This is a genomic window from uncultured Sphingorhabdus sp. (assembly GCF_937872355.1).
Taxonomy (GTDB): domain Bacteria; phylum Pseudomonadota; class Alphaproteobacteria; order Sphingomonadales; family Sphingomonadaceae; genus Sphingorhabdus_B.
Genome location: NZ_CALMSV010000180.1, coordinates 1 through 12,200, shown reverse-complemented (window position 1 = coordinate 12,200; position 12,200 = coordinate 1). Strand labels below are relative to the sequence as shown.

The following is a 12,200-nucleotide window of genomic DNA, read 5'->3' as shown; positions in this document are numbered from 1 at the left end:
AGCGTGTAGTTGGTAAAGGTTTCTGCGTCAGTCGCGCCCAGATGATCTTCGCCAACGGCAAACCCGCCACCTGCCAGACCGAGACCTAGGGCGGCGAGCAGCATCATCCCGTAACTGTCTGCCATCGAAAGCAACCAGGTCGAAACTGCCGATGCCAGCATGGTCAGCGGGAAAACCAGTTTACCGCCATATTGATCGGTCCAGATGCCTAGAAAAACGCGAACCAGCGAACCGGTGAGGATCGGAGTGCCCACGAGAAGCCCGAACTGGGTGTCACTGAGGCCAAGTTCGGCCTTTATTTCGACGCCGATGATCGCGAAGATCGTCCAGACGGCGAAACAGGCCGTGAAGGCCAATGTGCTGAGCCACAGCGCCCCTTGTTGTTGTTGCGGTGAAACCGAAGCCGTGACCATGACTGCCCCCTATGCGGCGTGTTGAATTCCGGCTTCGGGTTGACCGCTTTATTGAGGGAGAATTGTTGACGTGGATCAACCAAACCCGTTGCGCAAAGGCAAAATCATCTTCGGGTGATCAACGTCAAAAGGCCCTGGGATTTACATCATCTCACTGATTGATAATTATCAATCCAGGGCGTAAAGTGACGAAATTCAGATGCGAGGGGATGCAGGGTGCGCGCCGCAGAAAAACCGGAAATTGCCGCTCTTCCTATTTTCGCCGAAATGGATCCCGAGCAGCGTGAACGTATTTTTGCCAACGCATTCCTGCAGGTATTCCCGCCTGCTCTTAAGCTGTTCGATGTTGGCCAAAAACCGGATTTCCTGCACATTCTGGTCGATGGCCTAGTCGAACTATATACCAGCAACGGCGACCGCACGACCACAATGGCGATCATGCGACCCGTGCGCAGTTTCATATTGGCCGCCGCCTATACTGACCAACCCTATCTCATGTCCGCACGCACGCTTACCGCTTCGCGAATATTGATGATCCCTTGCGCGCTGATCCGCGAAGCAATCGACAACGACCGGGCTTTGATGCAGGCAGCGATGAAAGAATTGTCGTTTGGCTTTCGCTACTTCGTCCGCGCGCTGACGGATATGAAGCTCCGCCAGTCGGTCGAGCGCCTCGGAAATTATTTGCTGGTCGAGAGCGATGAACGCGGCGGGGCCTTTCAGTTCGACATTCCGATCGAGAAACGGACACTGGCTTCGCTGCTGGGAATGACGCCCGAAAATCTATCGCGTGCGTTCAGTGCACTTGGATCGCATGGCGTGAATATCGAAGGTTCGGTCGTGCAGATTGTTGACCGGGGCAAACTGGCCGCCTTTGCCAAGCCGGATGCTTTTCCGACCAACGACATTGCAAGTCTTGGGCTATAAGGCAGGGGGGCATCAGGCACGACCCCCAGCAACAAGCACCTCAGAATTTGGCATCAACAGCGAACCAGAATTTGCTGGTGTCGCTAGCGAAGCTGTTGGCATTGTACCGACTGAATTTCACGGTGGTTGATATTTGCTTGGTGATTGGAACGCCGAGCATCAGCCCCCATTCCCTGCCATAGTCAATACTACCCCGCGTCGCATTAAAGTCGTGATATTGTAAGCGCGCATTTGCACCTTTTATCGCTGCGATAGCAGGCAGCTTTATTGCCACATCGGCATAGAGGTCACGTAAGCCATCGGCAGGTGTGGTCAGAAACTTATCCGCCCAGCCATTGAATGCATGCAATGTCGCCAATGGTGTTTGCAGGGCGGCAACGCCATTGCCCTCCAATCGCTCCAGTCCAGCTTTAAATGTAAGCGCGCCGATCGCAATGCCGGGTTCGACAAGCAGATAGTCGAGCGAGAAATTTCTCGGGTTTGCAGCAGTATCGCGCTGATTGGCATATTCCAATGCGTATAGCAGCTTGGCCTTGCCTGAAAGTTTCTGTTCACCCGCGAGTCGAGCTCCGACGGTTTTGGAGGATGACAGGGGCGAATCGGGAATGTCGAGGAAATAGCCATATGCCGTGAGCATCCCGACGGGCTTGGCCTCAAGGTTGGCGTGGATCAGGTGAATATCATTGTCGCGCCAAATGCCTTGCGGCGAATCCGGGCCAAAAACGCGATTGACCCGCCAAGCATAGCCATAATCCAGTGTGACGCCCTTCACCGGCTTGATGCTGAGGCGTGCGGCATCGAGTGTCTGGTCATTCTGCCGCCAGCCAACCGAACCGATCCAGCGTTGATTGTCGAAGTTTACAGCTTGCCTGCCTGCAATCGCTTCAACTTCTTTCACCGGTCTGAATTTCAGCCAAGCCTGATTAAGCAGCACGTCCGAAGGATCGGCAACTACAGGATAGGCCGTCAAGCCATTGACCGTATCATTGTAGTGTCGTGGTCCGACCCTCGCGATCGCCTCACCCTCGATTAGCGCGCTCAGGCCATTCCATTCCGCAGTTTTCAATCCGGCTCGCAATCTTATTGTGGATGCAGTCGCATCTTCTGGCAGGCCCTCCTGATCGACCAGTTCGAGCCGATAGCGTATGTCCGCATAAGGCGTGATAGGATCAGTTTTTGCAGCATCGGCCACGGCCGGCTGCACAGCAGCAAAAGCCGACGACAAGGCAAGCAAGGATAAGAGCGGTGCGTTTTTCATGGAGGAACCTTTATACCCTCCGCAAAGAGTTTAGTTTGACATTGGTCAAAGCCATTGATGATTATCAATTGCAAAGGATCGTAAGGATAACGCCATGGATGACTTCACAATCGCCCGCATCGTTCATGTTGTCGCAGTGCTGATGTGGATCGGCGGCGTTGCTTTTGTCACGACCGTCATCATGCCAGCACTGCGCCGTGACCGCGAAGCGGCCGACAGACTCGCCGCCTTTCATCAGATCGAAAACGGCTTCTCCTGGCAGGCAAAAATCTGGGTGATGTTGGCCGGTGCCAGTGGCTTCTGGATGGTCTGGCGCACCGACCTATGGGGTCGCTTTGCTGACCCGCACTTTTGGTGGATGTGGGCCATGCTGCTGGTCTGGCTCGTTTTTACGATCATGTTATTCATCCTCGAGCCGCTTTTCCTTCACAAGCGCATGGCTGCATCGCCGCATCCGCAGCTCGATTTCCAGCGTATGGAACGGGCTCACCGCATAATTTTGCTCGCTTCCATTATTGCTACAATCGGCGCAGTGGGCGGGAGCCATGGGCTATGGTGAGCCCAGTCACGATCCTTGCAGCGCCGCATCGTCTGCTGTTCCTGATAGGCGCGGTGCAACTGGTGGCTATGCTCTGCTGGTGGCTGGCAGTGCTTTCTGGGCTATATTTCGGTACTGCCGCACCTGCAGGCGGTGATATTCCGCCAGCTTTGCTGCATGCGCCGTTGATAATCTATCTGGCACTACCGCCGCTTTTTTTCGGTTTCCTGCTGACGGTATTCCCGCGCTGGATGGGCTATCCCGATCTGGGCAAGATCGCATATGCACCCGTCGGCTTGGGCTATGCAGTCGCTACACTGACGGCATGGGCGGCGCTGGCAATAGGCAATGATGAGCTGCTGGCCGCAGCCATCGTAAGCGCGCTGCTCGCTGCGCTCTGGGGAGGTGCCGCATTGCTGCGCGTCGCTTTGCGTGAACGGACCGATGGTAAAGACCCGACCTGGCACGGCTGGTCTATCCTTGCCGCCCTTTCCGCGGGGGTCATCGGGCAGACCGCCTTTCTGTTTTTCTTGGTTGATCCAGCAGGTGCGCTGGCTCTGCCACTATCCAACCGGCTGGGCCTCTGGGCGTTCCTGCTACCTGTATTCGTTACTGTCTGCCATCGCATGGTGCCCTTTTTCGCAGGCAATGTTGTGGCGGAGTATGAACGCTGGCGGCCCTATTGGGTGCTCGCTGCCTATTGGGGAGCAACAGCGCTGCTCGTAGCAGCCCTGCAATTTGAATTGGCCGTTCTGGTCACCGGCGGTGCCGTGCTGTTAGCTGCTCTCACCGGACTGATGGCATTCAAATGGTGGCCGCGTCGCGAAGCCCCGGCGTTGCTCTGGGTGCTCGTTATCGGCTTTGCCTGGGCACCAATCGGATATGCACTGACGGCGCCGTCGAGCATCGGCTTGCAACTTGGACGCGCACCCGAACATGCGCTGACCATCGGCTTTGCGAGCAGTCTGATTGTCGCGATGGTAACTCGCGTGACGCAGGGCCATTCGGGCCGACCGCTTGAGCTCCCGATGGTCGGTCGAATTGGCTTCATCGGGATACAGATCGCCGCAGTGGCGCGCATTATGGCCGCGATAAAGGGAGAGGACGGCCCATGGCTGGTCATCTCCGCCGCATTATTCGTCCTGGCAATTGCGCCTTGGGTTTTACGCAATGCCGCCATTTACCTGCTGCCGCGAAAGGACGGTAAAGCTGGATGACGCCATTGCTCACCCCTGATGACGCGCTGGCGCTATTGAAAGACGGCAATCGTCGTTTCCTCGACGATGCACCGCTGGCTGTCCACGGCGACCGGATGAGCCGTCTGCGGATGGCCGCGGCCCAACGGCCGATTGCAGCTTATCTGAGCTGCTCGGATTCGCGCGTTGCGCCAGAACTTCTTTTTGGCAGAGGGCTGGGAGAACTGTTCATTGTCCGCAATGCAGGGAACAGCCTCTGCTCCACCGCCTTGGGCAGCCTCGAATTTGCGGTCACGGTGCTGGGAGTTCCGTTAATCGTAGTTATGGGCCACGAGAATTGCGGTGCCGTCAGGGCAGCGGTATCGGTCGTCAAAGAACATTACGGCTATTCAGCCAATATCAGCAAAGTGCTGCAACCGCTTTATCCGGCGATCATGGAGGTAGGTGAAGACTGCCAACACGACCTAGTCAACGCTGCTGCCCGGCACAATGTCCACCGCGTTGTCCGCGAACTCAGGGAAGAAGCCTCTCCAGCCCTGCGCCGTCCGCAAGAGCATGGAGTACTGAAGATCGTCGGTGCCTTTTACGATCTGGCCAGCGGGGCCGTACATTGGTTTGACTAGTCTCGTTGAAATATAGCTTAATTTGCTATCTCATTTACCCTGCGCACGAAATCAGAGTTGCCACCACAGGCAGGTTGAATGTCGCATTCGGAGAAACCAATGTGAATTGGCAAATGTCGCGAATGTCTCGAAGGCGCTCAATCGTCGCTACCCGTTCGAAACGCATCACTGAACGCTGCAGCCAATATTCCCGTTGGCATGGCGATCAATCCGATCCCCGCAACTGCGACAATGGATGCAACAATCTTTCCCCCAACAGTTACCGGGTACACATCGCCATAACCAATAGTCGTAAGGGTAACCACGGACCACCACATTGCACGCGGGATGCTTCCAAACTTTTCTGACTGAAGCTCGCCTTCGAGCAAATGCAATGCTGTTGCCCCAAATACCAAAACCGTTGCCGCAAGGCCCATAGTGAACAAAAGCTCAACCCCCCTCGATGCGACCGCCGCACTCAAACGCTGGATTGCAGCTGACATTCGTCCGAGCTTGGCTAGCCGGACTATGCGGATGATCCGGGCCAGTCTCAGAACAAGCAGATTTGCTGTGACGAACGGCGCAAAGGTTGCGACGATGATTGCCAGATCGAGCAAGCCTGAAAATGAGAACACAAACCGCAGCCGGTTTTCCGCTATTCCATGGCCCGTTCGTTCAGCAGCAATCCAGAAGCGGACCAGATACTCCAACGCGAATACCAAGCCTAGGCCCAGTTCAAGTCCTCGAAAGAGCGCTTCACGGCCTGAGGATATTAACGGCTCCGTCTGCAGTATCGCAGCGACAGTTCCAACGAGAATGGCAGCTATCAAAAACCAGTTGAGCGGCGAAATTCCAGCGTTAGGCCATACCGAAGGCTCGAGGTGTCGATACAAAAGTCTCCGCAGTTCCCCAATTGGACTGTCTTCCTTTTGTGTCTTGGGGGTGTTTGGCGCATTCAGCATATAGACTCACACGGCACGCCATCGCCGTCGCCATCAAGTCTGCCAACGCCGCATTGGTTCAGATAATGATAGGCTTCATCACAGCTATCCATCTGCCGGCAAACGGACTTTCCACCGCAACTGAGTGACGACCGTTCGGCTGGCGCTTCAAACAAGCGCGTTGGTGCGGCAGGTGCCGGAACGGCAAATGCGACTGGCTCTGGCTTTTCCTCTCCGAGCAAGCTCGCTTTAATCCAGCATTTATCTTCGCCGCCGCTTTCTACAGCGAGCCAGCCATTTTCTCCATCGCTTGTCTCTACGGCATCGCCATGTTCAAATTTCTTGACTACCGCCGACTGGGCGGCAGGTTCGGCACGGCAATTTACTTTACGGCTCTGGATATACATTGTGAGCAATGTTTGTTGGCTGTCTTGCGCTGCGGGTGTCGACAAATAGCTCTCAGATGGCGCTGCATCAGTTTCGGTTTCGCTACCGCCACATCTCGAAATTGCGAATATGAAAATCCCCGCCAGAACAAGCAGGCCACAACCGCCATTATCGGACTTTGCTGCCATCTTGTTGAGTTGCCCCCGTTCCAGCTGGCTATTTACTTAACTGAAGTTGCGAGAGTTACCAAACTAACTTCATGGCCATCTTAACTGGAGGCTCAATTTCGGGGTGATGCGCAATTCTTATTGGTCAGGTCTAGGCTGGAGCAGGAAACTGCGAACCCGCTCGCGTGTAGCAAGGCGTGGTTCGCGCCCTGAACGCAGATCATGCACAAATCTGGGATCACCCACTGCCATCCTGCCAAAGCGGGTTGGAGAGACATGGGTTTCACTGAGATAGCGTTCAATCTGGTCCAGCAGAGGCATATCCGTCGACTCACTTTCAGCTTGTGTTCTTGTTTTGTTCGTAATAGGAGTCACTCCTAGAGTCTAGGAAAAATTCCTACGCGAATGAAAGAAGGACCTTGGACATGAGCGATCCTCGAGCGGTTCTCGACGAGTTGATCCGGAACAACCGCGACGATTATTCGTCAATCTCGCGGCTGCTTGGCCGCAATGCCGCCTATATCCAGCAGTTCATCAAGCGCGGTACGCCCAGAGCGTTGAGCGAGGGAGACCGCAGCATATTAGCGCGCTATTACGGAATAGACGAAGCGCAGCTCGGCGGTCCTGTCTTCAAAAACGGACCGGTTGTCGATCTGGTCCAGGTTCCGATCCTTGATGTCGCGGCCTCAGCTGGGCACGGCGCTCTTTCCGAGATGGAGCAGAAAAGCGCGCAGTTCGGCTTTGACCAAGGCTGGCTTAAGAAACTCACTTCCAGCAAGGCATCGAGCCTGTCGATCATTCGCGTCCTCGGCGATTCCATGGAGCCTACATTGTTCGATGGCGATGAAGTGATGGTAGATCTGGGCGACGGGCATGCGCGTCTGCGCGATGGCATCTATGTGCTGCGGATGGATGATACGCTTAATGTCAAACGCATTGCCATCGAGCCAAAAGGTCGGCAGATTTCAGTGGTGAGTGACAATCCTGCTTATCCCACCTGGTCCGGTATGAGCCGTCAGTCGATCAATATTGTCGGCCGGGTGCTGTGGTTCGGCCGAAAAATGCAATGAAAGTGAAGCGATGTTCCTGATTTACGCAGCCACAGTCATAGCTGCCGGACAGAATTTCCAATGTACGCCTACGCACGTCTGGGATGGTGACGGCCCGATTTGGTGTGCAGAAGGCCCGCATGTGCGCTTGTCCGGCGTTGCCGCACGCGAGATGGACGGTACTTGCCGTACCAACCAGCCCTGCCCCGATGCCTCGGCAATTGAAGCGCGCGACACGCTTGTTTCCCTGTTGGGCGGTGCGCGAGGGACCAATTCGACAGGTCATGTCGCGGTTTCCGCGCCGACCATGCGTTGCAGATCCGATGGGTCGGCGGGAGGAACACGCACGGCAGCCTGGTGCGTGCTTGCGTCCGGACATGATCTCTCATGCGAGATGGTCGCAAGCGGAACGGTGCATAAATGGGATCGCTATTGGCGGGACCATAGATGCCCGTAGGCGATGTCATCCATGAGAGCGGCCTGTTGATCGACGGCCCCAATGGTCCGCTCCTGAAACCCGATAAGGGCGGCACATGGCTACTCGAGCCGTCGCGGCGGATATCGAAGCTCGTTGGCAACAAGGTTCATATCGAGGCGGTCCGCTCGGGATTTTCTGAGCTGGCGGTCAAACGGATTTGGCGTCATGGCGCCAAAAGGCCGATATTGTCGCGCGGCTTGATCGAGCTTAGCATTGTGGTTGCCTGTGTCGTGCTTGGCTATGCGCTCTGGATTGCCGGCTATTTCTTGTGAACTGAAGCCCAACTGCGGCCTGCTTACACGGGCTAGTTGAACCATAGCCTGTGCCGGTTCCGCGATTTCACACGATCGGCGCTTAGATCCCGATTTCGAAAGGCTTGACCATCGGTCGCTCACGCTCGGGCGGCGTACGCGTCTTTTCAGGGGTCGGCGTCTCTCCCTTGGCGAGGCCCTTGGCAGCAGCAGATTTGAGCAGACCCGTTGTTTCCAATGCCGAACTCTTCTTACCGCTGTTCCGCGCCACGGCACTTTCCAGTCTGTCCTTGTTGTTCACAAACAGCGTCAACCCGTCGCGCAGACGCGTGATTGTCACCAGGAAAGTTTGCTGGTTGGAAAGGTTGCGCTCGCGGCTGTCCATAACCGCAATACCGCGATCGGATGTCAGGCCCTGCGCCATGTGCGCATTCAATGCATAGGCAAGATCGAGCCGTCTGAGCATCGGGTCGTCCTTAGCCAGACGGTGCTCCAGGCCAGAGGATGTACGAACCGCGATGCCGTCTGCATCAACCGCCAAAATCCGCGCCTGATCTGCATTCAACAGCCCCCGCTTATGGTCGGTTTCGGTCCAACGAATGCGCTCGCCTGCATGGAGTTCGAGTGTCTGTTTTTCAAACAACCGCAGCGGGTCCTGCTCGCCCTGCGGCTTCAATCGCGATGGACGAAAGGCAAATTGCTTGCCGCGACTATTTTGCAGCATGACGCTTTCAACTGCCTCACCCGGACCAATAACAACATAGCTCCCGGCGAGCAGTCCCTGCGCGCGTTGCCGCCGCGCAACCTCGACAACCATTCCGGGCGCATAAGTTTTGGCATAGCGGAGTTCTTCGCGTGTTACATTGACCCGCGTCAAGGCCTCGACTTTCAACGATGGCTCGCCAAGTTCGCCATTGGCCTTTAGCCCGGTTTGCACAGCCTCATTGACCGCACTGCGTAGCGAACGTCCCGACGCATAGATCGAAGTGCGGTCGCGCTCCTTTGGCGCGAGCGAAAGCCATGCAGCAGCGGCCGCTACCGCTGCGCCCTCGCCGACTTCAACCACATTCGAACCGAGATGCCGCAAGGCCTCGTCGATTTGGCCACCCTGGGCTGCATATTGTGCTGCGCGCAGCTGTTTGTCGCGGGCACGGATGTTGAGGTTCATGATCGCGGTTTCGGTGCCAGCCTTTTGCATCAAATCGAACGGCTTTCCGGCATCGACCGCGCCAAGCTGCTTCTTGTCGCCGATGCTTGCGAAGCGGTCGAGCTGTAGAAGATTTGCAATCCGAACCAGCTTTTCCTTATCGCTGTTGCCGACCATCGAAGCTTCATCGAGAAAAACAACCGTACCACGCATTTCCTTGCGGGCGGCTGCAAGCTTCAATGGGTCTCGCAAAGCCAGCAGCGGCCCGTGCTGCCTTAGAAACCGCGCGACCGTCATCGACTTTATCCCGGTGTCGCGTTCGAGCATCTGGACGAGCGTATTCTGCACCGCGAGGCCCAGCACATTGCGGCCTTCTTCGCGCAAGATATCGGCGACGGGTTTGAGCGCGGTGCTCTTGCCCGCCCCTGCAATCCCCTGGATTGCAACAATGCGGTTGTGCGAGCTAAGGATCAGCCGACCGGCGCCTTCCTGCCCGTGATTGAGGATCATGCCATATTTGAGCTGGGATAGCGCCTGCAGGCGTTCGCCAGCCACATCGGCATCGATAATGGGAAGGACAGTGCCCCGCCCTTCTTCAACGCCCGTAATGATGCGCTGTTCAAGCGCTATGGCACCGACTGTGGTGACAAGTCCCTTGTCCGCACCCTTTCCCGCAACCAAAATGCCTTGGCGCAGCAATTGGACGACACGCTCCTCAATGTGCGGCAGCGCGGTTGGCAGGCCAAAATCAAGCGCGGTCTTGTAAATTGACGTGCGGCTGAAAGCAGCCTCACGCTCGCTCAAATGGCGCACCGCCGATGCAACGGCGTGCACGGCTGCAATCTGCTCAGGCGTCCGGTTCTTCCAGAGGCGCGGCATCAAGGGATCAGATGCTGCGAGCCCGAATTTCTCAGCCAGGCCCGCAGCCATTTCCCTGCCCTTTTCGATGACTTCGCCTACCCGCTCACCAAAACTCAACGGTATGCCGAGGTCATTTGCAGCTCGTCCATTTGCGCGCGCTATGACTGCAGCAGGATCGAAACCCAGTTCGGCAGCTTTTACGCTCCAGCTTTTCGACAAATGCGCCCTGTCCTCAATTTTTGCCTTCGGCAAACGGGTCATTAATGTCGCTGTATCGGTGACCGATGGCCCCTTATGGTCCATGAGGGCAAGCTGCGCCAACACCTCAGCGGTCATCAGTTCTGTTGCAAGTGCTTCGTTCGACGCCTTGCCGCGCTCCCTCAATTTGAGGCACATTTCGACAAAGAGCAGGCGGGCTGCGAGCACCCAGAATTGTTCCGAGCCGCCCCCGTCGTGCGGTACCAATGCTTCGGCGGCTGCAGAAAATTCGGCTTCATCGCGGCACTCGTCAAATACGCTCCATTGCGGGCAGCGGGCATCCAGAGGATTGAGGATGATATCGCGGTCGCTTTCGTAAAAATGCTCGATAAAACTGCCGGTCAGATCGAATATCACAGCCCGCTGGCCATGCCCGCGCGCTTCCTCGATCATGTCGGAAAGTGCAACAGTCTTGCCCATGCCGGTGGTACCAATGAGCATCGCATGGCTTTGCTCAAGCCTCCATGGATAGGTCACCTCTGCAAGACGCGACGGCGCATAAGGAAAGAGCGCATGCAGTTCATTGTTGCTCGCCAGACGCCATCTGTTTCCCATGGCGGCGGTCAGTTCACGATTGCGCTCGCGGTCATTATGCTCGCGTATTTCGCGCACCAATTCGGGCAAGGTAACGAGCAACGCTCCGCGCTCATGTTTGCGTTGTTTGGAACGGCTGCCAAAGCGCGCGGCAATCCAGGTAAAGGCGATGAGCAAGGGTATAAGGATGAGGGCCGAGCGCCACAATGCATTGCTCAATATTTCGACCGTCATGTTCCAGGCGCGCTCGACCGGAGGAAAGTCTGCGACCAGCGAAATCGGAAGCTGGATTGCGCCTCCATAGCCTGTTTCCAGATTGATCAATTTGGCCGGATCGAATTCCATGAAGCCATAGATCGCGGCATAGATCCGCATCCAGACCAGATAGCGATCATGATCGGACAGCCCTTCCGACAGCATCCACCAGCTGGTTCCACCGATGACCGCAACTGCAACAATCAGGGGTAGTTTGAGGCCTGCTGCAAACATGAAACCGAAATGACCCAGCAGCTGGCTGCCGGTGGTGAAATCGAGCAGTTTGCGTTTCATTTTGTCCCTCCATCAAGCGCATTGGTAGGGATGCCGAGTTGCTTGCACCGGCGGGCATAAGCGGACCTCGCGCGATCACGCAGATCGGGGTCAGGATGGCCAGCGAGGAGCGCGTCGATGCCGACCATGACGAACACCGAATGGCGCTGGATCCGATCGATTGTCTGGGCTGTTTGTGTTGCCGGATCATCGCCATCGCAGGCGGAGACAACAAGCGAACGCACCCATTCGCTCATGCTCAATCCCTGGCTCATGGACTTCATGCGGACACGGTGCGCAAGGTCGCGCGATACATAGATTTGCAGTGACGAAGGACGCGTCATTGATGGACTCCGTAGGATACAGAGCCCGTTCACACTTGCGGAAAGACAGGTTGGTTTTAAGTCATCGATGAGAACATGTCAAGAACATACAGTTTCGCGGATTTGCGCCATTTGCTCGCAGGACTGACTTGAATCCAAGTCAGTCCACCCCTTTGACTTGGATTTGACTTGAAAGCTGCCATTCCCGAAAACCCGCACAAAACAGCCGAAAACTCCTACTTTCCAATGTGTAGGGTGTGTCATCATTTTCCTAGCTCCGGGGGTGGTTTCAATTTTGTGGTTCGCCTCTGATGCCGGTGTTTGGAACAGCGGTTTCCAGCG

General features: G+C 56.2%; 15 protein-coding genes. 7 read left to right on the top strand and 8 right to left on the bottom strand.

Features of this window, described 5'->3' with window-relative positions:
* The coding region (locus Q0239_RS12195) for a nitrate/nitrite transporter (protein ID WP_298603253.1) at nucleotides 1–413 on the bottom strand (413 nt) is incomplete at its 3' end.
* A gap of 216 nt (nucleotides 414–629) precedes the next feature.
* Between Q0239_RS12195 and Q0239_RS12190 the strand changes: the two genes are divergently transcribed.
* Complete coding sequence (locus tag Q0239_RS12190) at nucleotides 630–1,340, top strand: helix-turn-helix domain-containing protein (protein WP_298603250.1); 711 nt, start codon at nucleotides 630–632, stop codon at nucleotides 1,338–1,340.
* A gap of 40 nt (nucleotides 1,341–1,380) precedes the next feature.
* On the opposite strand, the gene Q0239_RS12185 is transcribed toward Q0239_RS12190, so the two are convergent.
* The gene (locus Q0239_RS12185; RefSeq protein ID WP_298603247.1) at nucleotides 1,381–2,598 is read right to left on the bottom strand and encodes an alginate export family protein; all 1,218 of its coding nucleotides are present in this window, start codon (nucleotides 2,596–2,598) and stop codon (nucleotides 1,381–1,383) included.
* Between the two features lie 94 nt (nucleotides 2,599–2,692).
* On the opposite strand from Q0239_RS12185, the gene Q0239_RS12180 reads away from it, so the two are divergent.
* Genes Q0239_RS12180 through Q0239_RS12170 form a run of 3 tightly spaced genes read left to right on the top strand, consistent with a single transcriptional unit; the run spans nucleotide 2,693 to nucleotide 4,955 of the window.
* The gene (locus Q0239_RS12180; RefSeq protein ID WP_298603244.1) at nucleotides 2,693–3,157 is read left to right on the top strand and encodes a hypothetical protein; all 465 of its coding nucleotides are present in this window, start codon (nucleotides 2,693–2,695) and stop codon (nucleotides 3,155–3,157) included.
* Nucleotides 3,151–4,353 carry an NnrS family protein gene (locus tag Q0239_RS12175; protein ID WP_298603241.1) on the top strand — a complete coding sequence of 401 codons (1,203 nt, stop codon included), beginning with the start codon at nucleotides 3,151–3,153 and terminating at the stop codon, nucleotides 4,351–4,353. The genes Q0239_RS12180 and Q0239_RS12175 overlap by 7 nt, the downstream gene beginning before the upstream one ends.
* Nucleotides 4,350–4,955, top strand: coding sequence for a carbonic anhydrase (locus Q0239_RS12170; RefSeq protein WP_298603238.1), 606 nt, complete (start codon nucleotides 4,350–4,352; stop codon nucleotides 4,953–4,955). The genes Q0239_RS12175 and Q0239_RS12170 overlap by 4 nt, the downstream gene beginning before the upstream one ends.
* Before the next feature lie 137 nt (nucleotides 4,956–5,092).
* Here the strand turns inward: Q0239_RS12170 and Q0239_RS12165 are convergent, their stop codons facing one another.
* The 3 genes from Q0239_RS12165 to Q0239_RS12155 form a co-directional block, all read right to left on the bottom strand.
* Nucleotides 5,093–5,896: an ion transporter gene (locus Q0239_RS12165; RefSeq protein ID WP_298603235.1), complete on the bottom strand. Its 804-nt coding sequence runs from the start codon at nucleotides 5,894–5,896 to the stop codon at nucleotides 5,093–5,095.
* Nucleotides 5,890–6,450: an excalibur calcium-binding domain-containing protein gene (locus tag Q0239_RS12160; RefSeq protein WP_298603232.1), complete on the bottom strand. Its 561-nt coding sequence runs from the start codon at nucleotides 6,448–6,450 to the stop codon at nucleotides 5,890–5,892. Before Q0239_RS12160 ends, Q0239_RS12165 begins: the two co-directional genes overlap by 7 nt.
* Nucleotides 6,451–6,567: 117 nt before the next feature.
* Entirely contained in the window at nucleotides 6,568–6,750 is a 183-nt protein-coding gene (locus Q0239_RS12155; RefSeq protein WP_298603230.1) for a hypothetical protein, read from the bottom strand.
* A 104-nt stretch (nucleotides 6,751–6,854) separates the two neighbouring features.
* Between Q0239_RS12155 and Q0239_RS12150 the strand changes: the two genes are divergently transcribed.
* The 3 genes from Q0239_RS12150 to Q0239_RS12140 are packed head-to-tail and all read left to right on the top strand — an operon-like array spanning nucleotide 6,855 to nucleotide 8,228.
* Entirely contained in the window at nucleotides 6,855–7,499 is a 645-nt protein-coding gene (locus tag Q0239_RS12150) for a S24 family peptidase (protein WP_298603227.1), read from the top strand.
* 10 nt (nucleotides 7,500–7,509) lie between these two features.
* Nucleotides 7,510–7,935 carry a hypothetical protein gene (locus tag Q0239_RS12145; protein ID WP_298603224.1) on the top strand — a complete coding sequence of 142 codons (426 nt, stop codon included), beginning with the start codon at nucleotides 7,510–7,512 and terminating at the stop codon, nucleotides 7,933–7,935.
* A complete protein-coding gene (locus tag Q0239_RS12140; RefSeq protein ID WP_298603221.1) occupies nucleotides 7,926–8,228 on the top strand; it encodes a DUF5818 domain-containing protein in 303 nt (100 codons plus the stop codon). Before Q0239_RS12145 ends, Q0239_RS12140 begins: the two co-directional genes overlap by 10 nt.
* An 82-nt stretch (nucleotides 8,229–8,310) precedes the next feature.
* Here the strand turns inward: Q0239_RS12140 and Q0239_RS18210 are convergent, their stop codons facing one another.
* The 3 genes from Q0239_RS18210 to Q0239_RS12120 all read right to left on the bottom strand — a co-directional run.
* Entirely contained in the window at nucleotides 8,311–11,556 is a 3,246-nt protein-coding gene (locus Q0239_RS18210; RefSeq protein WP_367276098.1) for a type IV secretion system DNA-binding domain-containing protein, read from the bottom strand.
* Nucleotides 11,553–11,879: a hypothetical protein gene (locus Q0239_RS12125; protein ID WP_298603218.1), complete on the bottom strand. Its 327-nt coding sequence runs from the start codon at nucleotides 11,877–11,879 to the stop codon at nucleotides 11,553–11,555. The genes Q0239_RS18210 and Q0239_RS12125 overlap by 4 nt, the downstream gene beginning before the upstream one ends.
* 78 nt (nucleotides 11,880–11,957) lie before the next feature.
* Nucleotides 11,958–12,200 (bottom strand): hypothetical protein (locus Q0239_RS12120; RefSeq protein WP_298603215.1); only part of this gene is annotated, 243 nt, incomplete at its 5' end.

Bases quoted from the DNA above. Each gene is read 5' to 3' on its own strand.
- Q0239_RS12125 (WP_298603218.1), bottom strand. From the start codon at position 11,879: ATGACGCGTCCTTCGTCACTGCAAATCTATGTATCGCGCGACCTTGCG.
- Q0239_RS18210 (WP_367276098.1), bottom strand. From the start codon at position 11,556: ATGAAACGCAAACTGCTCGATTTCACCACCGGCAGCCAGCTGCTGGGT.
- Q0239_RS12175 (WP_298603241.1), top strand. From the start codon at position 3,151: ATGGTGAGCCCAGTCACGATCCTTGCAGCGCCGCATCGTCTGCTGTTC.
- Q0239_RS12145 (WP_298603224.1), top strand. From the start codon at position 7,510: ATGTTCCTGATTTACGCAGCCACAGTCATAGCTGCCGGACAGAATTTC.
- Q0239_RS12160 (WP_298603232.1), bottom strand. From the start codon at position 6,450: ATGGCAGCAAAGTCCGATAATGGCGGTTGTGGCCTGCTTGTTCTGGCG.
- Q0239_RS12185 (WP_298603247.1), bottom strand. From the start codon at position 2,598: ATGAAAAACGCACCGCTCTTATCCTTGCTTGCCTTGTCGTCGGCTTTT.
- Q0239_RS12180 (WP_298603244.1), top strand. From the start codon at position 2,693: ATGGATGACTTCACAATCGCCCGCATCGTTCATGTTGTCGCAGTGCTG.
- Q0239_RS12170 (WP_298603238.1), top strand. From the start codon at position 4,350: ATGACGCCATTGCTCACCCCTGATGACGCGCTGGCGCTATTGAAAGAC.
- Q0239_RS12150 (WP_298603227.1), top strand. From the start codon at position 6,855: ATGAGCGATCCTCGAGCGGTTCTCGACGAGTTGATCCGGAACAACCGC.
- Q0239_RS12140 (WP_298603221.1), top strand. From the start codon at position 7,926: ATGCCCGTAGGCGATGTCATCCATGAGAGCGGCCTGTTGATCGACGGC.
- Q0239_RS12155 (WP_298603230.1), bottom strand. From the start codon at position 6,750: ATGCCTCTGCTGGACCAGATTGAACGCTATCTCAGTGAAACCCATGTC.
- Q0239_RS12165 (WP_298603235.1), bottom strand. From the start codon at position 5,896: ATGCTGAATGCGCCAAACACCCCCAAGACACAAAAGGAAGACAGTCCA.